At 70.2% G+C, this 24,598-nt stretch carries 23 protein-coding genes; 6 read left to right on the top strand and 17 right to left on the bottom strand.

Annotated features, from left to right (window positions below; translation table 11 throughout):
* Window positions 1-7: 7 nt before the first annotated feature.
* The 3 genes from C469_RS02495 to purS form a co-directional block, all read right to left on the bottom strand.
* Window positions 8-1,507 (bottom strand): lipopolysaccharide biosynthesis protein, encoded by a 1,500-nt coding sequence (locus C469_RS02495; protein ID WP_008003572.1) that lies wholly within the window; start codon window positions 1,505-1,507, stop codon window positions 8-10.
* 205 nt (window positions 1,508-1,712) lie between these two features.
* Entirely contained in the window at window positions 1,713-2,390 is a 678-nt protein-coding gene (gene purQ / locus C469_RS02490; protein WP_008003570.1) for a phosphoribosylformylglycinamidine synthase I, read from the bottom strand.
* Window positions 2,387-2,638, bottom strand: a complete 252-nt coding sequence (purS, locus tag C469_RS02485) for a phosphoribosylformylglycinamidine synthase subunit PurS (RefSeq protein ID WP_004045690.1) — start codon at window positions 2,636-2,638, stop codon at window positions 2,387-2,389. The genes purQ and purS overlap by 4 nt, the downstream gene beginning before the upstream one ends.
* Before the next feature lie 180 nt (window positions 2,639-2,818).
* Between purS and C469_RS02480 the strand changes: the two genes are divergently transcribed.
* Together C469_RS02480 and C469_RS02475 are read left to right on the top strand one after the other, a co-directional pair.
* Window positions 2,819-3,802: a formyltetrahydrofolate deformylase gene (locus tag C469_RS02480; protein ID WP_008003565.1), complete on the top strand. Its 984-nt coding sequence runs from the start codon at window positions 2,819-2,821 to the stop codon at window positions 3,800-3,802.
* Between the two features lie 126 nt (window positions 3,803-3,928).
* Window positions 3,929-4,180, top strand: a complete 252-nt coding sequence (locus tag C469_RS02475) for a hypothetical protein (RefSeq protein WP_008003563.1) — start codon at window positions 3,929-3,931, stop codon at window positions 4,178-4,180.
* Window positions 4,181-4,755: 575 nt separating this feature from the next.
* On the opposite strand, the gene C469_RS02470 is transcribed toward C469_RS02475, so the two are convergent.
* A complete protein-coding gene (locus C469_RS02470; RefSeq protein WP_008003561.1) occupies window positions 4,756-7,593 on the bottom strand; it encodes an ATP-dependent helicase in 2,838 nt (945 codons plus the stop codon).
* A 114-nt stretch (window positions 7,594-7,707) separates the two neighbouring features.
* On the opposite strand from C469_RS02470, the gene cmk reads away from it, so the two are divergent.
* A complete protein-coding gene (cmk, locus tag C469_RS02465) occupies window positions 7,708-8,322 on the top strand; it encodes a (d)CMP kinase (protein WP_008003558.1) in 615 nt (204 codons plus the stop codon).
* Between the two features lie 21 nt (window positions 8,323-8,343).
* Here the strand turns inward: cmk and C469_RS02460 are convergent, their stop codons facing one another.
* From C469_RS02460 to C469_RS02435, 6 genes are all read right to left on the bottom strand, one after another.
* Window positions 8,344-8,700 (bottom strand): DsrE family protein, encoded by a 357-nt coding sequence (locus tag C469_RS02460; protein ID WP_008003556.1) that lies wholly within the window; start codon window positions 8,698-8,700, stop codon window positions 8,344-8,346.
* 237 nt (window positions 8,701-8,937) lie between these two features.
* Window positions 8,938-10,566: a hypothetical protein gene (locus tag C469_RS02455; RefSeq protein WP_008003553.1), complete on the bottom strand. Its 1,629-nt coding sequence runs from the start codon at window positions 10,564-10,566 to the stop codon at window positions 8,938-8,940.
* Window positions 10,567-10,673: 107 nt separating this feature from the next.
* A complete protein-coding gene (locus C469_RS02450; protein ID WP_049910938.1) occupies window positions 10,674-12,137 on the bottom strand; it encodes a dihydrolipoyl dehydrogenase in 1,464 nt (487 codons plus the stop codon).
* Between the two features lie 120 nt (window positions 12,138-12,257).
* Window positions 12,258-13,301, bottom strand: coding sequence for a YncE family protein (locus C469_RS02445; RefSeq protein WP_008003548.1), 1,044 nt, complete (start codon window positions 13,299-13,301; stop codon window positions 12,258-12,260).
* Window positions 13,298-14,365 carry a sulfurtransferase gene (locus tag C469_RS02440; RefSeq protein WP_008003546.1) on the bottom strand — a complete coding sequence of 356 codons (1,068 nt, stop codon included), beginning with the start codon at window positions 14,363-14,365 and terminating at the stop codon, window positions 13,298-13,300. Before C469_RS02440 ends, C469_RS02445 begins: the two co-directional genes overlap by 4 nt.
* Window positions 14,366-15,772, bottom strand: a complete 1,407-nt coding sequence (locus C469_RS02435; protein ID WP_008003545.1) for a twin-arginine translocation signal domain-containing protein — start codon at window positions 15,770-15,772, stop codon at window positions 14,366-14,368. It lies immediately after the preceding gene.
* Window positions 15,773-15,927: 155 nt separating this feature from the next.
* On the opposite strand from C469_RS02435, the gene C469_RS02430 reads away from it, so the two are divergent.
* Window positions 15,928-17,136, top strand: coding sequence for a YeeE/YedE family protein (locus C469_RS02430; protein WP_008003544.1), 1,209 nt, complete (start codon window positions 15,928-15,930; stop codon window positions 17,134-17,136).
* Window positions 17,137-17,211: 75 nt separating this feature from the next.
* On the opposite strand, the gene C469_RS02425 is transcribed toward C469_RS02430, so the two are convergent.
* From C469_RS02425 to C469_RS02410, 4 genes are all read right to left on the bottom strand, one after another.
* Window positions 17,212-19,791 carry a hybrid sensor histidine kinase/response regulator gene (locus tag C469_RS02425; protein WP_008003543.1) on the bottom strand — a complete coding sequence of 860 codons (2,580 nt, stop codon included), beginning with the start codon at window positions 19,789-19,791 and terminating at the stop codon, window positions 17,212-17,214.
* On the bottom strand, window positions 19,788-19,979 hold the full coding sequence (locus C469_RS02420) for a hypothetical protein (RefSeq protein WP_008003542.1): 192 nt from the start codon (window positions 19,977-19,979) through the stop codon (window positions 19,788-19,790). The genes C469_RS02425 and C469_RS02420 overlap by 4 nt, the downstream gene beginning before the upstream one ends.
* A gap of 296 nt (window positions 19,980-20,275) precedes the next feature.
* Window positions 20,276-20,605 carry a rhodanese-like domain-containing protein gene (locus tag C469_RS02415; protein WP_008003541.1) on the bottom strand — a complete coding sequence of 110 codons (330 nt, stop codon included), beginning with the start codon at window positions 20,603-20,605 and terminating at the stop codon, window positions 20,276-20,278.
* A gap of 2 nt (window positions 20,606-20,607) precedes the next feature.
* On the bottom strand, window positions 20,608-20,907 hold the full coding sequence (locus C469_RS02410; RefSeq protein ID WP_008003540.1) for a sulfurtransferase TusA family protein: 300 nt from the start codon (window positions 20,905-20,907) through the stop codon (window positions 20,608-20,610).
* Window positions 20,908-21,057: 150 nt separating this feature from the next.
* Between C469_RS02410 and C469_RS02405 the strand changes: the two genes are divergently transcribed.
* A complete protein-coding gene (locus tag C469_RS02405) occupies window positions 21,058-22,077 on the top strand; it encodes a PLP-dependent cysteine synthase family protein (RefSeq protein WP_008003539.1) in 1,020 nt (339 codons plus the stop codon).
* A 39-nt stretch (window positions 22,078-22,116) separates the two neighbouring features.
* Here the strand turns inward: C469_RS02405 and C469_RS02400 are convergent, their stop codons facing one another.
* On the bottom strand, window positions 22,117-22,380 hold the full coding sequence (locus tag C469_RS02400) for a MoaD/ThiS family protein (protein ID WP_008003538.1): 264 nt from the start codon (window positions 22,378-22,380) through the stop codon (window positions 22,117-22,119).
* Between the two features lie 227 nt (window positions 22,381-22,607).
* On the opposite strand from C469_RS02400, the gene ubaA reads away from it, so the two are divergent.
* Window positions 22,608-23,471: an SAMP-activating enzyme E1 gene (gene ubaA / locus C469_RS02395; RefSeq protein WP_008003536.1), complete on the top strand. Its 864-nt coding sequence runs from the start codon at window positions 22,608-22,610 to the stop codon at window positions 23,469-23,471.
* A 78-nt stretch (window positions 23,472-23,549) separates the two neighbouring features.
* Here ubaA and C469_RS16995 read toward each other — a convergent pair whose 3' ends face one another.
* Both C469_RS16995 and C469_RS02385 read right to left on the bottom strand, forming a co-directional pair.
* Window positions 23,550-23,993: a VOC family protein gene (locus tag C469_RS16995; protein ID WP_049910936.1), complete on the bottom strand. Its 444-nt coding sequence runs from the start codon at window positions 23,991-23,993 to the stop codon at window positions 23,550-23,552.
* 131 nt (window positions 23,994-24,124) lie between these two features.
* A complete protein-coding gene (locus C469_RS02385; RefSeq protein ID WP_008003533.1) occupies window positions 24,125-24,550 on the bottom strand; it encodes a desampylase in 426 nt (141 codons plus the stop codon).
* Between the last annotated feature and the right edge of the window lie 48 nt (window positions 24,551-24,598).

The following is a 24,598-nucleotide window of genomic DNA, read 5'->3' as shown; positions in this document are numbered from 1 at the left end:
GGAACCGTCACCCTAACGCGCCGAGCATCGAGCGGAGGTTCCGCTGGATCCCCCATCCCAACTGCCGGTCAAGCACGTAGCTGACGGCGAGGTAAATCGCGGCGCCCGCGGGGACGGTGAGGGCGAGCTCGACGACCGGCGAGAGGTCGGTCAGGCGCTGGGCGTAGCGGAGGAGCCCGAACATGGTGCCGGCGGCGATCAGCGGGTACGCCCACTCGCGGTAGAACGCCCTCGCGCGGACGGCCGTGACCCTCGAGATGACGTAGACGTCGAGCGGGATCATCGGGAACACGTACACCAACACGACGGTGAGCGCCGTCCCCTCGATGCCGAACCGGGCGGTCAGCGGCCAGATGAGGGCGGCGATACAGACGACTCGGACGGCGCCGAGTTTCGCATTGAGGTCCGGGCGGTCGATGGCCTTGAACACCGAGCCGAAGTTCCGGGTGATCGAGTGAAACATCCCGAAGAGCGCGAGCAGCTGCATCGCCGCGATCATCGGCGTCCAGTCGCTGCCGAGCACGACCGGGACGAAGCTCGGCGCGACGGCCGCGATGCCGAACGCCATGGGGATGGTCAGGAACGCGGTGACCCGCGTCGTCGCCAACAGCGCGCGCCGCATCTCGTCGGGGTCGTCTTGGAGCTTCGCGTACGCGGGGAAGCTCACGCTGGCGATGATCTCAGACACCTCCGAGGAGGGGGTGTCGGCGAGCCGGTAGGCGTACTGGTAGAACCCGAGGGAGGTCGCGGAGAGGAACCACCCGACGAAGGCGTCGTCGCCCTCGCTGTAGATGAAGTAGACCATCGACGAGGCGGTGATCCACTTCCCGTAATCGATCAGTTCCTTGGCGGCGCCGACGTCGAACGACGGCCAGGGTCGGTAGTCGTGGATGACGTACGAGAGCAGCGACCGGAACGCGTCCGCGGCGACGAACGCGAACACGAGCGCCCACACGGTCGGCGAGTACAGCGCGTAGCCGACGCCGACGAAGAACTGGACGAACCCCCCGCTGACCTGATAGAGGAACTCCTTGTGGAACTCCAGGTCCTTCTTGAAGTAGACGATTCCGGGGTTCCGGAGCCCGACGAGCAGCGGGCCGAGTCCGATCACGCGGATCAGCGGCGTCGCCCGCGGCTCCGAGAAGAACGAGGCGATGACCGGCGCGAGCAGGAAGAGGATCCCGGCGATGAGCAGGCCCCGAGCCGCCTCGAGACACCACGTCGTGTCGAGGTAGTCGTCGACGTCCTCCGTCTTCCGCTGGATGAGCGCCGCGTTGAGCCCGACCTTGGTGAAGTTCCGGGTCGCGCTCACCGAGAGCAGCGCGAGGCCCATGAGCCCGAAGTCACGCGGCGCGAGCAGTCGGGCGAGCACGATCAGCATCAGGATCTGCATGAGCCGGCTCGCCGCCTTGATCCCGCCGACCCAGATCCCGCTTTTGATCGTGCGGTCGAAGACCGACCCGGTCGGCACGATTCGGTCGAGGAGCGCCCGAAGCCGGTCCCTCATAGAGGACCTGTCGTTCCGTTCGCGGTGCCGTCGTTCATCTCTCTGTCGCACCGGTTAGCCGCAGTCTCGCAATGTAAGAGGGAAAATAACCGGCGGATGGAGGTGCATACCGGCCCGACGAGACGGACAGTTCGGCGGAGACGCAGAGCCGAGCGAGGCGACTCGCCGGTGGTTCGGTCGGAGCGGGGCGACTCGACGGACCCGCCTACGCGAACGCCTCGAGGATCCCCGCGCCGTCCGTGCTCCGGCCGAGGTCGGGGAGCGTGGCGCGCTCGGGGTGCGGCATCAGCACGGCGACCGAGTCGCGCTCGCCGAGGACGCCGGCGACGTTGTCGGTCGAGCCGTTGGGGTTGGCCGCGTCGGTGACCTCGCCGTCGGCGTCGCAGTAGCGGAAGAGCACGCGGTCGTCGGCGACGAGGTCGGCGTGGGCCGCCTCGCCGATCTCGAAGCGCCCCTCGCCGTGCGCGATGGGGACCTCGATCACGTCGCCCGCGTCGTAGGCGGCGGTCCAGGGCGTGTCCGCGCGCTCGACGCGCAGGTGGACGGGCTCACACTGGAAGCGCGCGGAGGCGTTGGTGGTGAACGCGCCGGGGGTGAGCCCGGACTCGGAGCCGATCTGGGCGCCGTTGCAGACGCCGATGACGGGGACGCCGTCGGCGGCGGCCTCGCGGACCTCGGCCATGATCGGGGCGCGGGCGGCCATCGCGCCGGCGCGGAGGTAGTCGCCGTAGGAGAAGCCGCCGGGGAGCACGATCCCGTCGGTGTCGGCGGGAAGGCCGTCCTCGTGCCAGACGCGCTCGGCGTCGATCCCGAGGTGCGCCAGCGCGCGCACCGCGTCGCGGTCGCAGTTCGAGCCGCCGAACTGAACCACTGAGACCGTCATCGCTCCGCGACCGCGACCTCGTAGTCGTGGATCGTCGGGTTCGCGAGCAGCCGCTCGGCCATCTCGTCGGCGCGGTCGGCCGCCTCGTCGGCGTCGGCGGCGTCGAGGTCGACCTCGAACCGGTCGGCCGACCGGAGGTCCGACAGCTCGAACCCGAGGCGCTCGAGGGCCTGCTGGGTCGTCTCGGCCTCCGGGTCGAGGACGCCCCGCTTCAGGCGGACCGTCACCGTCGCGGTGTATGCCGTCATATCCGGTAGTGCGGAGTCGTGTGTAAAAACCGTTTTGGAACGTCTTTTATATCCACGTTCGTGGATATATCTCGGTCGATCGTGCGGGCGGCAGGGTCGGCACGGAGCGAAAGGGGCAAACCCTTCCACGTTCTCGATGGGGTGTATGCAGCCGCTCGAACCATCGGAGGTGATCGTCGCATGACCCGCGAACTGACCGAGATCACGGTCGTCGGAGGAGACAAGACCGGACTCATCGCGCGGGTCACCTCCCTGTTGTTCGAGCGGGGAATCAACATCGAGGACCTCGACCAGGCGGTCCGCGAGGGCGTCTTCCGGATGACGACCCGCGTGGACGCCTCGGAGCTGGAGACCTCCCGGGGCGAGCTCCGTCGGGCGCTCGCCGAGCTCGGCCGCGAGCTCGACGTGGACATCCAGGTCCGCTTCCCGAGCGACCGCGACGCGCGCCGGATCGCGCTGCTCGTCACCAAGGAGACCCACGCGCCCGAGGCGCTGCTGGAGGCGGAGGCCAACGGCGACCTCGCCGACGACGGCGAGGAGGCCGAGATCCCGGTGGTGATCGGGAACCGCGGCGACCTCCGGTCGCTCGCGGAGCGGTACGACAAGCCCTTCTACGACGTGGGCGACGGCAACGGCAACACCGACGAGGAGCGCCTGCTCGACCTGCTGGCCGAGTACGACGTGGACCTGATCGCGCTGGCCCGCTACATGCGCATCCTCTCGCCGGAGGTCGTCTTCCGCTACGAGGGCCGGATCATCAACGTCCACCCCTCCCTCCTACCGGCGTTCCCCGGCGCGGAGGCGTACCGGCAGGCGAAGGACGCCGGCGTCCGCATCGCGGGCGTCACCGCCCACTACGTCACGACCGACCTCGACCAGGGGCCGGTCATCGCCCAGCGCGCCTTCGACATCCCCGCGGGCGCCGACGTCGCCGAGATCAAGCGGCGCGGGCAGCCCCTCGAGGCCGACGTGCTGCTCGACGCGGTCCGGCTCCACCTCGCCGACGCGATCGCGATCCACCGCGGCACGGTCCACGTGCGCGAGGACGCCGACGTCGACGCCCAACTCGGGCTCAGCGAGGCCGCGATCGACGCCAACCCGGACGAACCGGTCGACGGCGAGCCGCTGTCGCGGTCGGGGACGCCGACCGCCGAGAGCGACTGAGCCGGGTCGGTTCGGTCGGTTCGGTCGGTTCGATGACGTTGGTCGGTTCGGTCGGTTCGATCGGTACGGCCGTCCCCGACCGCCAGCGCCGGCCTTTTTAAGCGCCCGCGAGACGTATCACCGGCTATGGAGTCGCACGGGCCCGTCCGGCGGTTCGCCGCCGACGCCAGCGCGGTCGTGCGCAGCGACGAGCGGCTGATCCTCCTCTTCTTACTGCTGCTGTCGGTCGTCGCGCTCGCCGTGTTCCTCCACTACACCGTGTCGCTCTTGGACGCGCTCCCGGACGCGATTCCCCCGGAACTGGCGCGGCCGGAGGGCTCGACGCTGTCGGGATTTCCCTCTTTAGATACCGCTTTGAGTGACGCGCTCGGTCGCTGAAACGGGCTTCTCGATCGAGAGCGAGAGTACGTGAATCGGGTTGTCTGAGTGGTCATTTATAAAGGAACGAGTAGCGTTGCCGGCGGCTATTTATAAAGGATCGACGGCCCAGCGGTGACGACTTCCAAAGCCCCAGCCGCTCGGCTAGACGCAGCTGCCACCTCCCAGAACACTTCCAAAGCTCCAGCCCCTTTGAGTCCCGCCCCGCACGGCACCGCACAGCACCTCACGCCTCCCCAGCCTCGCGGTTCGCGCTCTCCGAGCGCTCACCGCGTCCCTCGNCCTTTGAGTCCCACCCGCCCCGCACAGCACCGCGCCTCACACCTCCCCAGCCTCGCGGTTCGCGCTCTCCGAGCGCTCACCGCGTCCCTCGCACCGTCGTCGCCGGCGGCTGCCAGAGGGACCTCCGGTCCCTCGCGGTTCGCGCCCAAGGGGCGCTCACCGGGGCGCGCAGGGCGAGAGCGAAGCTCTCGCTTGCAGCCGGCGCGTAGCGCCGGCGACGCCACCGCACTGCCGTGTTCATTTATAAACGATCGTCGCAGTAGGCGGAGGTTATTTATAAAGGACCAGCAGCGCTAGGGTCCTTGCGAGTCGTCGATCGCGGTCTGTACCCGCTCGTGGAACTCCCGAAGCGTCGCCGACTCGTCGCCGGCGAGCACCGCGTCGGAGTCGACGAGCGTCGCGAGCCCGAACGCGAGCGGGGTCGGCGAGTCGACCGTTCGGTCGACGACTGCGAGGTCGCCGGCGTCGATCCGCTCGGCCGCCGCGCGGATCCGGGGGGCGTCGAGCCGGTCGTCCAGCAGTTCGCGGTACGTCTCCTCGATCACCGCGAAGTCGTCGAGCCCCGCCGCGAGCGAGAGCAGCGTCTCGGCGGACACCTGCTGTTCGGCGGCCGACTTCTCGTGTCCCTTGTACCGCTTGAGAATCATGAGCGAGCGCGTCGCGTTGATCCGGAAGTAGCGCTGGAGGAGGTCGGTCCCCCCCAGCGCGGCCCGGAGGTCGTCGCGGACCGTCTCGGGGTCCAACTCGCGGAGGATCCCCGCCACGTCGACCTTGCGGTTCAGCGGGAGCGCGAGGCTGAACCCGCGGTCGGCGACCGCGACCGTCGGCTCGGCGTCGGTGCGGGCCGCGCACTCGGCGGCGACCAGCCGCGAGAGCCCCTCGTTGAACCGCCGGCCGTGCGTCGCGTGGACGTGGAACCGGCGCTTGTACGCGTCGCGGTCGAGCACCTCCTCGACGGCGAGCCGCGAGGGCGTCGACACGCTCTCGACGCCCGCGTACGCGACCTGCTCGTCGTACGTGCGGGTGATCGCTCGCACCGAGTTGCCGTCGATCGGGAGCTCCCGGAGCCACGCGCGGACCGCGGGCGGGCCGCCGCGCTCCAGCCGGTCGAGGAGGTCGGCCTGAAACGCGAGCACCTCCGCCGCGAGGTCGGCCGACAGCGGGAGTCGCTCGGCGTACCACGTGGGGACGGTCGGCCGCTCGTCGGTCCGGTCGACGTACACCTTCGAGCCGCGGCGGTAGCGGAACGCGAACCGCTCGCCGCCCAGCGCGAACACGTCGCCCGGCGCGAGGGTGTCGAGGAACCCCTCGTCGAGCGTCCCGGCCGGCTCGCCGTCGCGGGTGACCACGTCGCAGCCGAACGAGTCGGGGATCGTCCCGACGTTCGTCATGTAGATGACCCGCGCGAGCCGTCCGCGCTTCCCGACGAGCGTCTCGCCGACCGGGTGCTCCTCGTGGTGGTGTTCACCGTCCGGCGGGTCGTTCGCGTCGCGCCACACCTTCGGGTAGACGTTCCGCTCCGCCAGCCCCTCGTAGTCGCCGGTGAGATAGCGCATCAGTCGCTCGTACTCGTCGTCTCCGAACGCGCGGTAGGGGTGCGCGCGCCGGAGGACCTCGCGGACCTCCCGGTCGGGGCGGACTCGGTTGATCGCCATCCCGTAGACGTGTTGGGCGGCCACGTCCGCGGCGCCCTCGGGGATCGACACGCCGTCGACGAACCCCGCCTCGGCGCGCGCGAGCATCGCCGCGCACTCGACGAGCTCGTCGCGGTCGAGCGCGAACACGCGCCCCTCGACGGTCTCGCCGGGGCTGTGGCCCGCCCGCCCGACCCGCTGGAGCAGCGCCGCGACCGACTTCGGCGACCCGATCTGCACGACCAGGTCGAGGTGGGGCATGTCGATGCCGAGTTCGAGGCTCGTCGAGGTGGTTACTACATCTAGGGTGCCCGCCTTCAGCCCCTCCTCGATCCGGGCGCGCTGGGTCTCGCCGAGGCTCCCGTGATGACAGCCCGAGTCCGACTCGTCGTAGTCGAACCGCTCGCGAAGCTCTCGCAGGGTGCGCTCGGCGCCCGACCGCGAGTTGGCGAACACCAGCGTGTTCTCGTGGTCCCCGATGAGCTCGTGGAGCGCGTCGTAAAAGCGGTCGGTGACGACCGACTCGTCCGTGTGGATGAGGTCCGCGGCCGGCGTCCGGAGTTGCAGATCGAACTCCCGACCGAACCGGGCGTCGACGACCTCGCAGTCGCGGGGAGCGAACCCCTCGGCGTCGCCGACCGCGCCGGCGACGCGCTCGCGACCGACGAGGAAGTCGGCGACCTCGTCGAGCGGCTCGACCGTCGCGGAGCAGCCGATCCGGGTCGGAGAGCCGTCGGCCATCTCGGTCAGTCGCTCCAGCGACGCCGAGAGGTGGGTCCCGCGCTTGTTCCCCGCCAGCGCGTGGATCTCGTCGACGACGACGTACTCGACGGTGCGGAGCTTCTCCCTGAACCGCGGGGCGTTGAGCAGGATCGCGAGCGTCTCCGGCGTGGTGTTGAGCACGTGCGGCGTCTCCTCTAGCATCGCCCGCCGGTCCGCCTCGCTCGTGTCGCCGTGGCGGATCGCCTGTCGGACGCCGGGGTCGGGAGCGACGCCTTCGTCCGTCGCTTCTCCCGTTTTCATCTCCGCCGCGATCCCGTCGAGCGGCGCTTCCAGGTTGCGCTCGATGTCGTTCGCGAGCGACTTCAGCGGGGAGACGTACAGGCAGTAGACGGAGTTTTCTAACTCGCCGGCCCGCTCGCGCGCGAAGAGGTCGTCGAGCACCGCGGTGAAGGCGGCGAGCGTCTTCCCGCTGCCCGTCGGCGCGGCGACGAGGCAGTTCTCCCCGTCGTCGACGCGGGGGATCGCCCCGCGCTGCGGCGGCGTGAACAGGCCGCCGTTCTCGCCGACGTACGCCGCGAACTGCGAGACCCACCAGCGGCGGACCGGCGGCGAGAGCCGTGCGAGCACGTCGGCGTCGGGGAGCGGGACCGTCTCCGGATCGAACTCGACGGCGGGCGCGTCTTTTCCCGCGAGCGCCTCGCGGAGGAGCGTTCGCGCCGACGGCTCGGCCGCGTCGTCGCCCGCGCCCGAGTCGCCGCCCGTGAGTTCGCTCACGGTCCCTTGCTGGGCGCGACGCCGGAAAGCGGTTACGTCGGGATCGGCCCGTCGTCCGTCCGCGTTCGCGCGAACCGGCCCGTTTATCCGAGGTCCGCCCGTGGCGCCGCACGTATGAGTGGAACCTCGGGGACGGCGGAACGGGAGATCGACCGGAACCTCTTCGTCACCGTCTCGGGGCCGCCGGGCTGCGGCGCGACGACGCTGGTGGAGGGGATCGCGGCCGCGCTCGACTGCGGCTACGTCTCCGGCGGCGAGCTGTTCCGCGAGATCGCCGCCGAGCGCGACATGAGCCTCTCGCAGCTGATCGCGAAGACGGGCGAGTCCGAGGAGATCGACCGCGCGCTCGACAGGCGGCTCCGCCGGATCGCCGAGAAGTGGGGAGCCGCGAACAAGGCGTTCGTCCTCGAGTCGCGGCTCGCCGGCTGGATCGCCGGCAACCGCGCCGACATCCGGATATGGCTCGACGCGCCCGACGAGGTGCGCGCCGACCGGACCCTCGACCGCGAGGAGATGACCTCCGAGATGCAGGTCCGCGAGGTGATCGAAGAGCAGCGCTACCAGTCGTACTACGGGATCGACCTGTCCGACCGCTCCATCTACGACCTCGCGATCAACACCGGGCGCTGGGACCCCGAGGCGACGCTCGACCTCGCGCTCACGGCGATCGAGGGGTACGACATCGAGTCCGACGAGGGGGCGTTCGACACGCCCGACTTCGAGATCTAGTCGGGGCGGCCGCGGGCCGAGTTAGAACGTGATGATCTCGTAGTCGTCGTCGACGAGCGAGCGGATGCTCGGGTGCCCGTCGTACTCGTCGAGCGTGACGAGCCCGGCGTCGGCGACGGCGTCCTCGACGCCGAACGCGCCGGAACAGAAGTCACAGACCGCGGCGTCGTCGCGGACCGCCTGATACAGCTCGTGGTAGTCGCTCTCCTCGTCTTCGAGCTCCGGGATCCACTGCGTCCCGGCGCCGTCGAAGATGAGTTCGAGCTCGTCGTCGTCGTTCTCGGCGAACTCCTTGGCGGCCTCTAAGGCGTTCGCGAGGCGGCCGTAGTCGGAGTGCGATTCGTTGCCGGCGAGAATCACGATTGCTGCTTTTGCCATCGCGTTCATTTATAAATGCCACACCGTCAAAAGCCACCCGCGGGTGTGTGTTCGGCGCGCCGACTCGACAGGTGATAGCGTGGAACGGACGGGGGAGCGTCACGGACAGTCGTCCGCGTCAAACGAGCGCGAGGCCGCCGGCGTGCGCCGTCAGGAACCGGCGACGGGAGAGAGTCGGTGGCCGGGCCATGCGTCCGGTTCGGCGGCGGAGTCGCAATACGTCTTCGGCCGCTTCGGTTACGATCCGCCCGACCCGCCCGAACCGTCTGGCCCGACCGACCCGGCGATCGCGTTCCTGAGGGCGCGCTGCGCCCGGTAGAGGGTGTACGCGACGGAGACGCCGACCAGGACGACGGCCGCCCCAGCGGCGGCGAGCGCCGGCCCGGACGCGGGGGGCTTCAGGTCGTCGTCGGTCCCGCAGTTCCCGCAGCCGTCGTCGCCGCAGTTCCCGCAGCCGGGGGCGTCCGAGTCGTCGGTCGCGGCTCGGTCGGGCGAGTCGGCGGCGGCGGTCGCCGCTTGTCCCGGCGGGTCGGCGGTTTCGTCGACCGAGTCGACGCCGCCCGCGTGGGGCGCGTCGAGCGGGTCGCCCGTGCGCTCTCCGGCGGCGTCGCCCGTGCGCTCTCCGGCAGCCCCGTCGTCGAACTCGTCGAACAGGTGCGGCGCGTGCGAGCGGAGCGCCTCCAGCCCCGCTTCGATCTCCTCGCGGTCCTCGTGGCCGACCGCGAACTCGGACAGGTCGTCGACCATGGCCCGCGCGCGCTCCGAGTGGTCCGTCTCCACGTAGCTGCGGGCGGCGTCGAACATCGCCCGGGCGAGCCAGTGCGCGAAGACGGGGTTGTCGTACCGCCCTTCGAGCGCCTCGAGGCGTTCGAGCTTCGCCTCCCCCGCCTCCACGTCGCCGTCGAAGAACGAGGCCCGCGCCGAGAAGAACGTCGCGACCGCGGCCCACGTCGCGCTCGACGGGGTCGAGAGCCGCTCGTGGTGGTCGGCCGTCTCGCTCGCCCAGTGTTCGACCCGGGCCACGTCGGCCGCCTCGAAGCTCGCGCGAGCGGCGTTCGCCGTCGCGACCGGGAGCCAGCGGAGGATCGACTCCTCCTGTGCCGGGTACCGGTCGGCGAGCGCCTCGATCCGGCCGATCCGCCCCTCGATCGCCTCCACGTCGGTGCGCTCGGCGTCCGCGTTCGTGCGCCCGGCGAGGACGCCGGCCAGCCCCGCGGCGACCTCACCGTCCGGGTGGGCTCGGAACAGCTCCTCGGCGCGGGCGACGCGGTCGCGTCCCGCGTCGCTTTCGAGGGGGGCGTCGGTCGCGTCGTCGCGTTCGTCGAGGTACAGCTCCGCGCGGGCGTACGCCCGGAGCAGCGAGGCGGCGATGTCCGGCTCCGGATGCGCGTCGTACACCGCTTCGAGCCGGTCCAGCAGCGGTCCGACCCGGTCGCGGCGGTCCGCCTTCCCGTTCGCGTGGATCGTCTCGGCCGTCGCGCGGGCCAGCGGCGCCGCGACCGACGCCTCGGGGCGGCGGCCGTACAGCTCCTCGATCCGTTCCCGGTACTCCTCGATCCGGTCGGGGTCGATCGCGGTCTCGTAGAGGTCGTCGCGGCCTCGCACGCTCGTCGCGTTCGCGAGGGCGTTGGCGAGGTGGACGTCGACGTCGCCGTCGTCCCCGGCGCGGCGCAGCCGGTCCAGCCGCGCGATCATCTCGGCCTCCGCGTCGAACTCGCCCCGGTCGCCGTACGCGTCGGCGAGCGCGACGAGGGCGTCGGTCAGCCGCGCCCGGTCGTCCGCGTCCATCTCGGTCGGCGCCGTCGCGTCGAACGCCTCGACGCGCCGTTCGAGCTCGCCGACGGAGCGGGTGTCGCTGGATACCATGTTACTGGTTCGAGGTTGGGGCGGACGGACGTAAACGCTCGCCTTCGAACGCTCTCGCCGCCCGTCGTCGGGACGAGACCGACGGACGCCTCGGGGGCGGCGACCGCTCAGTGCTGATGCCCGTGGCCGTGTCCGCCGCCGCCCCGCGAGAACTGCCCCGAGAAGGCCCGGTCGACGACCTCGGAGAGCGCGGGATGGACGTGGACCGCGTCGCGGATGTCTTGGACGGTCCCCGAGCCCGCCGTCATCGCGACGACGACCTCCTCGATCAGGTTCGACGCCTCGGGCCCGACGATGTGACAGCCCTCGATGTTGCCGTCGAGGTCGATGAGGACCTTCACGAACCCGTCGGCGCGCATCGCGCTCCCGCGGGCCGTCTCGTCGTACGCGTAGGTGCGGGTGGCGTAGTCGGCGTCGGCCGCCCGGAGGTCCTGCTCGCGCGCGCCGACGCCGGCGACCTCGGGGGAGGCGAACACCGCGAACGGCATCGCCGAGTAGTCGACCGGCTCCGGCTCGTCGCCGAGCAGGTTCCGGATGACCGCCTTCGCCTCGTGGTTCGCGCTGTGTTTCAGCAGGTACTCGCCGACCACGTCGCCGAGCGCCCACACGCCCTCGGCGTCCGTCCGGAGGTACTCGTCGGTCTCGACGAACCCGCGCTCGTCCGTCTCCACGCCGGTCGCGTCGAGGTTCAGCGCGTCCGTGTTCGGCCGGCGGCCCGCGGCGACCAGGAGCGCGTCGCCCGTGACGGTCACGTCCTCGGCCTCCTCGGGGGCGCCGACTGCCTCGCCGCCCGCTCGGACCGCGTCGGCCTCGGGGTACGGTCGCGCCTCGACCGTCACCTCGCCGTCGGCCTCGTCGGCCGCGACGGCCTCGTAGCCGGCGTACACGTCGAACCGGTCGGCGTAGCGGTCGGTGAACGCCTCGCCGACCTCCTCGTCCGCCTCGGGGGGGAGGCGCTCGCGTCGACCGACGATCGTCACGTCGCTGCCGAACGTCCCGAAGAAGTGGCCCAGCTCGGCCGCGATGTACCCGCCGCCGACGATCACCAGGTGGTCCGGCGGCGATTCGAGGCGCAGCGCCTCCGTGCTCGTGAGGTAGTCCACGTCCTCGATCCCGTCGATCGGCGGGACCGAGGGCCGGGTGCCGGTGGCGACGAGGGCGGTGTCGGCCCGCAGCGTCGCGCCCTCGTCGCCGCCGTCGACGATCTCGACCGTGCGGTCGTCGACGAACCGTCCGGTCCCCGAGAACAGGTCGTGGCTGTCGGAGGACTCGAGCCCCCGGCGGATCGACTCGGAGCTACCCGAGACGTCGTCGTTGACCTTGCGGACGATCTCCGTGAAGTCGACCCCGTTCACCTCGGCGTCGATCTCGAAGGCGCCCGCGCCCTCGATCGTCTCCATCACGTCTGCGTGGTAGAGGAGTTGTTTCGAGGGGATACAGCCGCGGTTGAGACACGTGCCGCCGAGCCGCCCCTCCTCGACGACCGCGACCGAGTTCCCTCGCCCGGCCATCGCGTTCGCGACGTCCAGTCCCGATCCCGACCCGATAACGAGAAAGTCGAACTCCTGCATGTCCCGGGTGACGCGTCCCGCCGTCATCAACCTCCGTACTGACGGGCGAGACGCACGACCGCGCGGGAGCGGCGGAACCCGTCGTCCGCCTCTGGCGGCGGGGAGCGCCGTCGGTGACGCTCAGACCACGACCGAGCCGAACGGGTACGCCGGCGAGTCCGCCGTCCAGACGGGTCCCGACTCGACGTCGACGAGGGACACGCTGTCGTCGTCGTAGTGCGAGACGGCGACTCGCCCCTCGCCCGCGGGGGTCGCGACCAGCCCGGGCGCCGGCGTCTCGACGACCGCGCCGTCGAGCGAGCGGAGTCGGGGGGCGCCCGCGTCGAGCACCCACCGCTCACCGGCGACTTCGAGAACGTCGACCGGTCGGGAGAACCCCTCGCGGACCGCGATCGGCTCCAGATTTCGGTCGAACTCGTGGACGACGCCGTCGCCGCGGCCGGGGACAAACACCCGGTCAGCGGTCGCGACGAGGTCGTACGGGTCGGCGCCGACCGCGGCCTCGCCGCGGACCGGTGCGGCGGAGGCGGCGTCTCCCGCGACGTCACCGCCGGGATCGAAGGCGACCACGCGGGCGCCGCGCTGGTCGACGGCGTACCCGCGGCCCCCGTCCGGCGAGAGCGCGACGCCCTGTACCCTGGCGTCCGGCCCGGCGTCGATCGCGCCGATCCGCTCGCGTGTCTCGGTGTCGACGACGTCGACGACGCCCTCGCGGCGGCTCCCGGCGTAGAGCCGGTCGGCGCCCGGGGCGACCGCGAGCTCGTGCGGCTCCGCGCCGACCGCGACGCGGTCGACGAGCGTCAGGGCCTCGGGGTCGACGACGGCGAGGGCGTCCCCGGCGGAACAGGAGACGTACAGCTCGCCGTTCGCGGTCGCGAAGTGCGACGGTCCCAACACGCCGGTCTCGACTCTGGTCACCTCGCCGCTCGGGCCGACCGCGGTGATCGACCGCTCGCCCATGGTCGCCACGACGGTCCGCCCGCGACACGTCGTCGCGTGGACCGGGTGGCTCCCGACCGGAATCTCGCCGAGTCGCTCCCCCGTCTCGAGCGCGAACAGCGCGAGGAGGTCGTCGCCCTCGCAGGGGACCGCGAGGACGCGGTCGGCGGGGGAGGGGGCGTCGCCCTGCCCGGCGCGGGTCGGTGCGTCGTCGCCCCCGGTCATCCCGTACAGGAGAAGTCGCCGCCGCCGTCGCCGCCGCCGACGCTCCCCTCGGTCTCGACCACGACGTTCGTCGCCGTCTCGACCGGGTAGCGTCCGCGGTCGCCGTCGACGTTCGCCCACTCGCCGAAGCCGCCGTCGTACAGCCGCACGTCCTCGAAGCCGATCGCCTTCAGCGTCAGCCACGTCGAGGTCGGGTCCACGTTGTCGTCGCCGTAGACGACGACGGTCTCGTCGCGGTCCAACTCGGCCTCCACCTCGTAGAGCCTGACGAGCCGGCCGGGATCGGTCATCCGCCGACCCGAGACGTTGCCGACCCAGTGCACGTCCACCGCGCCCGGGAGGTGACCGTGCCGGTCGTGGTCGTCGTTCAGGGCGTCGGAGCCCGCGGCGGCGAGGTACGCCTCCGGAACGCGGGTGTCCACGAGCCCCGGGCCGTCCCCGTTGAACGTCCCGACGCGCTCGGCGAGCCACTCGCGGTCGACCCACGTCGAGGGCGCGGGGTCCGGGTCGTAGTCGGTCGCCGCGACGCGGTCGCGAGAGCCGGTTCCGAGGCGGCCGTTCCACCCCGACACGCCGCCGTTGAGGACGTTGACGGCCCCCTCGTGTCCAACGGCGGCGAGGGCGAACGCGACCCGCGTGACGCGGGAGCCGACGCTCGCGCCGTAGACGAGCACGTCGTCGTCCGGGGCCACGCCGATCTCGCCGAACGCGGCCGCGATCGCGTCGGCGTCGGGGACGGCGCCCCCGTCGGTCGACTCGCGGGCCGCGATCGCGTCGAACGGGACGTGACGGGCGCCGTAGATCCGCTCTCTGCGGAACTGCTCCGCGCCGCGGGCGTCGAGGACGACCACGTCGTCGCGGTTGTCGGCGAGCCAGCCCGGACCGACGAAGTGCGCGACGTTACCCGACACCTCGTACTGCGCCGACACGCTGGCGGGGGTCGAGACCGCCAGGCAGCCGGCCGTGCTCGCCGCGCCCGCGACGGTCGCCCCCGCGGCGGCGCGGAGGAGCCCCCGGCGAGTCTCGGTATTGGCGTCGTCGTCGTGCGAACGCTTCCCCGTCATCTACCCGCAGTAGCAGTGGTCGTCCATGCACCACGACGCCTCCATCTCGCCGAACGCGATCCCGAGCGAGGCGAGCGACGCCTGCACGCTCGACACCGCGTCGTCCTCGGGGCGCACGGTGCCGGCGACGGCGCCGGTCGGCGCCTGATTGACGTCGACCGTGGCGACCACCTCGCGGCTCGCGTGTTCGATCACCGCGACCTGGTTCGCGTCCTGCACGGGGACGTACAGCTTCTCGCGGTTCGGCCCCCACGCGCCCGAGATGCTGCTGCCGCCGACGTCGAGCGTCGTCTCGTACTCGTTCGATTCGAGGTCGATCACGCCGACGCCCTCGCCGGGGACGAAGAGGTACGCCGCGGTGTTGTCAGGGGCGACCTCGCTCGTGATCGGCGCGCCCGGGAGCCCGTCGTCACCGGTGATCTTCGCGATCTCCGCCGGGTTCTCCGGGTCGGAGATGTCCCAGACGCTCTCGGAGCCCACGCGGGGCACCTCGGGCTCGCCGCCGAGCGTCCCCTCGCCGTTCTCCACGAGGAGGAGCTCGCCGTCGAAGGAGGCGGTACACATGAACGGGAGGACGTTTCCCTCGGTGATCGGCTCGCCCGCGTCGACCCGGTTCACCACCTCGAACGGGTCGACGCTCACCACGCGGATCGCCTCGTCGGCGACGTCGACGACGAACGCGTAATCGCCGTTCGGCCCGAGCGTCATGTCGCAGGGGCCGACGTAGCCGGTCTCGATCTCCGCGGTCACCTCCCCGAAGGTGTCGCTGTCGCGGTCGGCGTCGACGCGGAAGAGCGCGTGGCTCTCGTCGCCCTCGGGGTCCATCCCCGTCGTCCCGCCGGAGGCGATGAGCAGGTGATCGCCGTCGGGGGTCACGTTCGGGTAGTTCGGTCCGTAGCCGGTCTCGACGTACGCGACCTCCTCTAAGGTGCGCTGGTCGAACGCGCGGACGCCGCCGGAGACGTTGAGCCAGAGCACGTCGTGGTCGTCGTCGATCCCGGTTGAGTACTGGTTCGCCGGGAAGGAGGCGGTCGTGTCGATGTACGCCGAGGTGACGAGCTCGTCCGACGCGGCGTCGATGACGCTCACCGTCCGGTCGCCGTTGTTGAACACGAACATCGTCGGGACGGGGTCGTCGCCCCCGTCGTCTCCCCCGCCGGAACAGCCGGCGAGGGCCGCGGTCGCGCCGACCGCGCCGGAGCCCTTCAGGAGGCGCCGCCGGTCGATCCCCTCCGCGAAGGGGTTCAGACGGTCGTCGTTCGCCAGGTCGCTTCCCTTCGCGGGGCGCGCGGTCGCGTTCCCCTCCGATGGAGTCGGCTCCGCGGTCCCCCTTGGAGTCGGCTCCGCGGTCCCCTCCGAGGGCCGCGAAGCCGCGTCGGTCGTTCCGCAGCCGCAGTCGTCGCTCATACCCGCACGACGCGTCACACGGCTAAAGGACCCCCGGACCCACCGTTCGTTGCCCCGTGTGCCGCGTAGCGGCGAGTGTTGCGTCTTCCTCCGACTCGAGGGAGCCGTTACCGTCTCCAGCGACGCTTTACGTGCGGGCAGGGTGTGTTCCGGTAATGCTGCTGTCTCCCGCCGCCTACGTCGGTGTCTCCATCGCGGTCGGACTGTCGTTCGGGGTCCTGCTACAGAAGGCTCGGTTCTGCTTCGTCAGCGCCTTCCGCGACTTCGTCGCGTTCAAAGACACCCGGGTGCTGAAGGGACTGCTCGTCGGCATCGCGGTGATGACCGTGTTCTGGAGCGTGCAGGCCACGTTCGGCTACTTCCGCGGCTTCTGGACGCCCGCGTGGGGGCTCGGGTCGCTGTTCGGCGGCTTCGTCTTCGGGCTCGGGATGACCCTGGCCGGCGGCTGCGCCTCCGGGACGCTCTACCGCGCCGGACAGGGCTACCTCCAGTTCTGGCTCGTCCTCCTCTTCATGTTCGTCGGCTACGTCCTCTTCGCGTTCGCGTTCCCCGTCGCCGAGACCTACTACTTCGCGACGCTGAACCCGTTCGAGGGGCGGACGCTGTACCTCTCGCTCCCGTTCTCGCCCGCGGTGACGGGGGCCGGCGCCGTCGCGCTCGGCACCCTCGCGTACGCGTTCGTGAAGGGGAAGAGCCGGCTCCCGGACGACCCCTCCGGTGGAGCCGGCGTCGGGGCCGACACCCGCGCGCAGGCGGCGATCGGCGCCTCCCGAACGCTCTCGGCCGTCTCGGTGGGGCTGCGCGGCATCGCCGACGGCACCGTGGAGTACGTCCGCGGGATCCGCGACGACGACCGGCCGCTGACGGTCCGGCTCCGCGACTCGTGGGACGCGCGGACGGCCGGCGTCGCGATGGCGCTCGTAGCGAGCCTCTGGTTCTACGTGCACGGCCACTGGGCGATCACCGGCAGCGAGGCGCGCTGGGCCGGCTACCTGCTCGCACAGACGGGGTACGACGTCGCGAGCGTCGACTACTGGGGCTCGATCCTCTTCCGCGACGGCAACATCTCGCTGACCATCGACATGGTGATGATCGCGTCGCTCGTCGTCGGCTCGTTCATCGCCGCGTACGCCTCCGGCGACTTCCGGATCCGGAAGCCGAAGCTGAACCGCGTCCCGAACTACGCGGTCGGCGGGCTCCTGATGGGCGTCGGCTCGCGGCTCGCGGCCGGCTGCAACATCGCGAACCTCTTCTCCGGCGTCGCGCTGCTCTCCGTGCATTCGTTCTTGGCCGGCGCGGGGATCATCGTCGGCGTCTACGTGATGACCCACTACATGTACCGCGAGGTCGGCTGCGCGATCTGAGGCGCGGACGACGAGGCGAACCGGGCTCACGCGGAAACGGACCGCTTCGCTGGCTCTCGACCGGGGTGACAGAACTCAGGCCCGGTCGACGCCGGTGAACTCGAACCTCGTTCCGCCGCCTGTTCCATCCGTCACCGCGACGTGCCAGCCGTGGGCTTCGGCGATCTGTTCGACGATCGTGAGGCCGAACCCGGTGCCGTCTGCGGACGTGGAGTACCCGGCCGCGAACACGTCGTCGCGCTCCCCGGCCGGAATGCCGTCGCCGTCGTCCTCGACGAAGAAGCCGCCCGGCAGAGAGCCGACCGTCACCGTCACGTCCCCCTCGCCGTCGCCGTGTTCGATCGCGTTTCGGAACAGGTTCTCGAACGCCTGCTGGAGCCGAGACCTGTCGGCGAGGATGCTACCGTTCCCGTCTTCCACCGCGACCGCGAGGGTCGCCCGTTCGTGGGTCGTCCCCGTTATCGCCCACGCGTCGGTCGCCGTCGCTCGCAGATCGACGGCCGCTACCTCACCGACGTCGCGGCCGGTCCGCGCGAGCCACAGCACGTTCTGGATGATTTGTTCCGCCCGTTTGAGCGCCGTTCCGATCGGATCGAGGTGAACGCTTTCACACTCCTCTCGGGCCAGTTCCAGTCGTCCCTCGGCCACCTGGAGCGGGTTGCGCAGGTCGTGAGAGACGACGCTCGCGAACTCCTCGAGGCGCGCGTTCTGCCGTTCCAAGTTCTGTTGGGAGGACTTGTGATCCGTAATATCCTGTACCGCCCCTCGGAGCGTCACGACCGCGCCGTCGCGCACGGTCGGGACGCCCTGAATCCGAAGCCACCGGGTCTCGCCGTCGGGACGGCGGAACCGAGCTTCGACATCGAACGACTCGCCCGTCTCCAGCGCCGCCTCGACCGCTTTCTCCACGGCGGGCCGGTCCTCCTCGTGGTAGACGTCGAGCGCCTCGTCCAACGGGGGTACCTCCCCGTCGCGGTCGAGGATCTCGAAGAGGTTGTCGCTCCAGAACACCTCCGTCGTGTTCACGTCGATCTCCCAGCTGCCGACGTCGGCGATCTGCTCGGCTCGCTCCATCAGTTCGAGCACCCGCTCGAGGTCCGCCTGGTAGCGGGTTCGTTCGGTGATGTCCTGTGCGATCGTCATCCCGGCGAGGACGGCGCCGTCATCGTCGGTGATCGGGACCGCGTGGACGATCCACTCGCGGCCCTCGTAGGAGAGTTCGACGGAGCCGGGCGTGCCGTCGAGCGCGGCTCGGAAGCGCTCTTCGAGCGTCGCGCCGACCGCCGGCCCCCAGACGTCGGCGGGGCGGTTCCCCTCCACCTCGGCCGCGGTGACTGGGAGCGTTCGGAACCCCTGTCCCGCCGCGAGCGTGTACGTCAGGTCGCGGTCGAACATGGTGACGATGCCGTTCGGGAAGTGCTCGGCGAGCGCGCGGTAGCGTCGCTCCGACTCCGCGAGCCGGCGTTCCTTCTCCCTGCGCTCGGTGACGTCGCGGTCCGAGACGACGATGTCGGTGACGACGCCGTCCGCGTCCGTCACCGGTCGGAACACCCCCTCCACGGTTCGGTGCCCGTCCTCGCCGGTGATCTCCGCCTCGAACGGGACGTACTCGCCGTCGGCGGCGGCGGCGATCCAGCCGTCGATGTCGCGTTTGAGCGCCGGGTCGTCGCCGAACCACGGCGTCTCCCGGAACGGCGTCCCCCGGACGTCGTCGAGCGTCGTGTCGATGTACTCCATCGCGGTCCGGTTGATTTCCCGGACGGTCCCGTCGGGTTCGAGGACCGCGACGAGGATGTTCGGGTCCTCGAACATCGCCTCGTACCTGCGCTGCGTGTGGAGAAGCTCCGCCTCCCGGTCTTTCGGCTCGGAGATGTCCCGGGTGAAGCCGCCGACGTGGGTCACCCGCCCGGCCGCGTCCGTGATCGGGTCGGCCTTGATCCAGACCCACCGGGCCTCCCCGTGGTCGCCGACGATCCGGGCCTCGATGTCGACGCTCTCCCCGTCGGTGAGCCGCGCCATCGCGTCCTCGAAACGGGGCCTGTCGTCCGGATGCGTCACGTCGAGGAACGCCGTCGGATTCTCCTTGAGGAGCGCCCTGGGCTGTCCGAAGATCTCTTCGTAGGACTTGGTGAGGAACAGCACCTCGTCCCAGTTCCGGGTGAAAAGCCAGAGGACGTCGTTCGCGCGGTCGGCGAGCGCCGAGAACAGGTGTTGGACCTCGTCCATCTTCGCCTGCGCCCGCACGCGTTCGACGACCGTGACGATCCGGTTCGCGAGCACGGCGTAGTGGTCAGTGCCCGGCTCCTTCTGAAGGTAGTCGGTCGCGCCGGCGGTGAGCGCCTTGCTGGCGACCTCTTCCGACCCCTTGCCCGTGTAGAGGACGAACGGGAGCGTCGGCCGGGAGGATCGGAGGGTCTCGAGGAACTCGACGCCGTTCTCCCCGGGCATGTCGTAATCGGAGACGACACAGTCGAAGTCCTCCGCGGCGAGTCGGTCCAGCGCATCGTGGGCGCTCGCCTCGGTCTCGACGCGGAGGCGGTCGTTCGCCTTTCGCAGAAACGCCGCGACCAGCTCGCCGAAGTCCGGCTCGTCGTCGACGTGGAGGACGCGTATCTCGTCGGTGAGCCGCTGCGGCACCGGGATCGAGTCCGTCATTCGCGCTCCGGGTCGGCGGGCGGCGCCGCGGGCGAGACCCTGAGAGAGTTCCCCTCGATCGTTACCTGAATCGTCTCGTCGGCCTCGAAGGGGAACTGCGAGTCCGAGACGACCGCGGCCGGCAGCGTGAGAGACAGCGTGTTCGCGTCGGCGGAGGCGAATACTCGGCTGGGTTTGGTGAGTGTCATCGTGGATCTGGTTTGTGGGCGACCGACCGTCGTCGGGGTCCGCTGGCCGACGTCACGGTCGATCGTCGAGGGAGATACCGCACGACAGAATCGGCCGTCGAATTACCCGCTGATATGCGTCGTATCGTACGGAGGCGACTACTGAGTAAATACCCGTCGGCGGCGTGGGCCGTAATCGCCACGGTCCATGGCGGGACCGGGCCGGCGTCGCGGGCGCTTCCGAGACCGAAACGCCGCCGATAAGCGAACGGAAGAGTGTACGCGACCGAAAACGAGCCGCCGAAAATACGCCGTTTCTACGCGTCCGCGCCTGTCTCCAGATCGAAGTCCCACTCCTCGTAGCCGCCGGCCATGCTGGCGACGAGCACGTCCTCTTCGACGCCCTCGTAGCTGCTGATCAGCATCGCGGCCTGCTTCGACGACTGGCCGACCGGGCAGGCGCAGACGACGTCGGTGTCGTCCCAGTCGATGTCGGGGACCTGCGAGGGGAGGTCGCCGAGCGGGACGTTGATCGCGCCCGGGATGTGTCCCTGCTCGTACTGCGCGGGCGGTCGGGTGTCGATGACGCGGATGTTGCCCTGCTGAACGCGCTCGTTGACTTCCTCGGGGGTGAGTTCCTCGACCATGATTACTCCTTCCGCAGGAAGATGCGGTAGCGACCGTCGCCCGACTTCCACACCTTCGCGGTCGCGTCGTCGCCGACCGCCTTCGGCACGTTCTCCGTGCTCGGGACGTGGTCCGTCTTCTGGACCAGCACGTCGCCGGGCGAGAGCCCCGCGACCGCCTTCTTCGCCTCGACCTGCGGGTACGGACAGACCTCGCCGGTCATGTCCTGCACTTCGGTCGCGTCTTCCAAGAGCGCCTCGGCGGTCTCGTCGTCGAGCTCGTCGGGCATCTCGACGACGTCGTCCCACGATGGTTGACTCATGCGGACGGGTACGGCCGTGACGGGGTAACGGCTTTCGTGACCGGCAGGGTTCTCCCGTATCTCTGACGGGCGATCGTCGCGCACAACCGCGACAGCCGTCGAGAACGCCGTTTCCGCCGGACTCTTATCGGGGAGCGATCTACGGGGCCTATGAGCGAGTACGTCGTCGACGAGTCGACGATCTTCGAGACGCCCCTCGTGGAGCTCGACCTCGACCTCGAGGCCGACGCGGACGTGTACGCCAAAGCCGAGTGGTTCAACCTCTGCGACGCCCCGCACGGCGGCGGGTCGATCAAGTCGCGGATCGCGAAGGGGATGCTGGACGGCGCCGAGGAGCGCGGCGCCCTCGAGCCCGGCGTCACCGTGATCGAGCCGACCTCCGGCAACACGGGCAGCGAGGTCGCGCGGCTCGCGAGCGCTCGCGGGTACGACGTGGAGATCGTCATGCCGGACAACGCCGCTGGCGGGAAGGTCGACGCCGTCCGCGACGCCGGCGCGGAGATCCGCTTCGTCGACGCCAACCTCGGCTACGACGCCGTCATCGAGCGCTGCGAGGAGGTCATCGCCGCCGACCCCGAGGCGTACTTCCGCCCGAACCAGTACGAGAACCCCGACAACCCCGGCACCCACGAGCGCACGACCGCCCGGGAGATCTACGAGGCGACCGACGGCGAGGTGACCCACTTCGTCGCGGGCGTCGGGACGGGCGGGACGATCACCGGGACCGGCCGCGGGCTGACCGACCTGAGCGACGGCGCGGTGGAGGTCGTCGGCTTCGAGCCCGACGAGCGGCTCCACGCCATCGACGGCCTGAAATACCTCAAGACGGGCGACCACTACCACCCCGACACGTACGACGAGTCGGTCCTCGACCGGACGGAGTACGTCACCACCTCGGACGCCTACGATCAGGCGCGGGCGCTCCGCGAGCGCTACCTCGACGACCCCGTGCCGATCGCGGACCCCGGCCAGCACGACGAAGAGACGGTCCGGGAACACCTCCGGGTCGACGACCAGTTCGTCGTGGGCACGTCCGCCGGCGGGGGCGCGGCGGTGGTCGCGAACCTCGACGCCGCCGGCGAACTCGCTGACGACGACGTGGTCGTGTTCATGCTGTGCGACCGCGGGGACAAGTACGCGGACATCCCGCTCTGGGAAGAATACTTATAAAGAAACGGACCGCGAAAAATCGGCGAGAAAACGGTCGCCTTACCGGCCGCCGCTGGCGGCGGGAATGACCCGGACCTGCGCGTCCTCGGGCACCTCGGCGTCGATACCGTCAACGGGCGTTCCCTCGACGTAGACGTTGATGAACTCCTTGATCTCGCCGTCTTCGATCACGCTGTCCCGGAGCTCCGAGCCGTGTTCGTCCGCGTGGTTGTCGAACAGCTCGCGAACGGTGTCGCCCGCGACCTCGACCTCGGAGGTCGAGGAGCCGCCGACCAGCACCGCCGGTAGTTTGATCGTTGCCATACGTCGGGTTCGCGGTCCACCTCAAAAAGGAGTCCGTCGACGGCAAGCACCACCCCCGTCTAACACGCGTCACGGGTGGATCGATCGGGGTCGGGCGGGGATCCCGTCGGCCAGGCGACGGCGGTCGGGGCACCCGGCCGGTCGTGCGTCGCGATCGCACCTCCGAGAAGGCGGCAGTACCTCCGGTTGGCGCCCGGCTTATGCGTTCCCGGCGCGAAGGGACGTCAATGAGCGATCTCGACCTCGATCCCACCCAGCTCGACCGGTACTCCAGACACATCATCATGGACGACGTGGGGCCCGACGGGCAGAAGGCCCTGCTCGACGCCGAGGTGCTCGTGCTCGGCGCGGGCGGGCTCGGCGCGCCGATCATCCAGTACCTCGCGGCCGCCGGCGTGGGCACGCTCGGCGTCGCCGACGACGACGAGGTCGAGCTGTCGAACCTCCAGCGCCAGGTCATCCACGGGAACGACGACGTGGGGCACAAGAAGGTCGACTCCGCCGCCGACTTCGTCGAACAGCTCAACCCCGACATCGACGTGCGGAAACACGAGCTCCGCGTCCGCCCCGACAACATCGAGGAGCTCATCGACGGCTACGACTTCGTCGTCGACGGGACGGACAACTTCGCCACGCGGTACCTCGTCAACGACGCCTGCACGCTCGCCGGCATCCCCTTCTCGCACGGCTCCATCTTCAAGTTCGAGGGACAGGTGACGACGTTCGCGGGCGACGACGACTCCCCGTGTTACCGCTGTCTGTTCCCCGAGGCGCCGCCGGCCGGGATGGTCCCGAACTGCGCGACCGCCGGCGTCCTCGGCGTCCTCCCCGGGACCGTCGGCTGCCTGCAGGCGACGGAGACGGTCAAACACATTATCGGCGAGGGCGAGTCGCTCGACGGCTCGATGCTGTTCTTCGACGCGCTCGACATGGAGTTCGACAAGGTGGAGATCCCCAAGCGCGACGACTGCCCCGTCTGCGGCGACGACCCCGCCATCGAGTCGGTCCACGACGTGGAGTACACCGCCTCCTGCGCCATCGACGTCGGCGGCGACGACGAGGCCGAGCCGGAGATCGAAGCGAGTGACTGAGCGGACGAAAGGCGGTCGGTGGTCGGCGAGCGTGGGCGACGGGGACGCGCTTGGTTGCGGAGCGGTTCTCTGACGGTCTCAGCCGAGACGGGTCGCAACTTCGTCGTAGTCGTTCGTCGTGAGTTCCAACCAGTTCCCGTCGGGATCCGTGAAATATATCGAGTATGATAGCTCGTGATCGACCACGTCGTCGGGAGTGACGGGGTCGCCGTCGCGGTCGGTCAGCTCCAGCGTTTCGAGTCGGTCAATAAACGAGAGGAACCCGTCGACATCCGTTTGAAAGGCGATCCGATGTGGGCTCACCTCCTGTCCGCGCACTGCCGACTCACGTTCGAACAGCGCCAATTTGGTGGTCTCGTCGACGGACAGCATCAGCGGTCCCACTTCAGTCTGCCACCACTCCTCGAACGTCGTCTCCGGCGTGACCCCCAGCACTCGCTCGTACCAGCTCGCAGCGTCGTCCCAGTCGGTGACGTACAGTTCCACGTGATCCACCCCTGTGATGATGCTATCCTGTGTCACGGTTTGCGCTACAGGTCGGACCGTTACAAAGCTACTGGCCGACCGCGGGACGGGTCTGGAGGGCGGCCCAATCTCGTAATTGGTCGGACGCGCACTCGCCGAGTCCTTTCGGCCGGGGGCTAGTGGAGCTCTCAGCGCTCGCTCCGCACCGAGACGGTCTCCTGCTCGAACCCGTCGTCGTCGCGCCAGCGCCACGAGCCGACGAACGGGTAGCCGTCGAGCGCGCAGATGACGTACGAGTGGTCCGGCCACGTCGCCCGCGCCGCGTCCGTCTCGCTCGGGTGGGTCGGCCCGGTCGGGTGCGAGTGGTAGAACCCGACCACGTCGAGCCCGTCGCCCTCGATCGTCTCGATGAGCTCGAACTGCTCCTCGGGGTCGATCAGGTACCGGATCTGGGGCGTCTCGGCCACGTTCTCGGCCTGATACGCCTCGGTGACGACGCTCGGCTCCCCGTCGTCGCCGTGGGTGCCGGCGAGGACGCCGCAGATCTCGGCCTCGCCGCCGCCGTACGCGTGGTACACGATGTCGTCGTACACGGCCCGTGAGAGTTCGATCATGGGTTGAGTGAGGCGGGTGCGCCCGATAAGTCCGTCCCGTCCGGCAAG

Origin of the sequence: Halorubrum lipolyticum DSM 21995, from assembly GCF_000337375.1 — an archaeon.
GTDB classification, from domain to species: Archaea; Halobacteriota; Halobacteria; order Halobacteriales; family Haloferacaceae; genus Halorubrum; species Halorubrum lipolyticum.
Note: the sequence above shows the minus strand (reverse complement) of the source record. Positions and strands in the feature narration are given on the sequence as shown.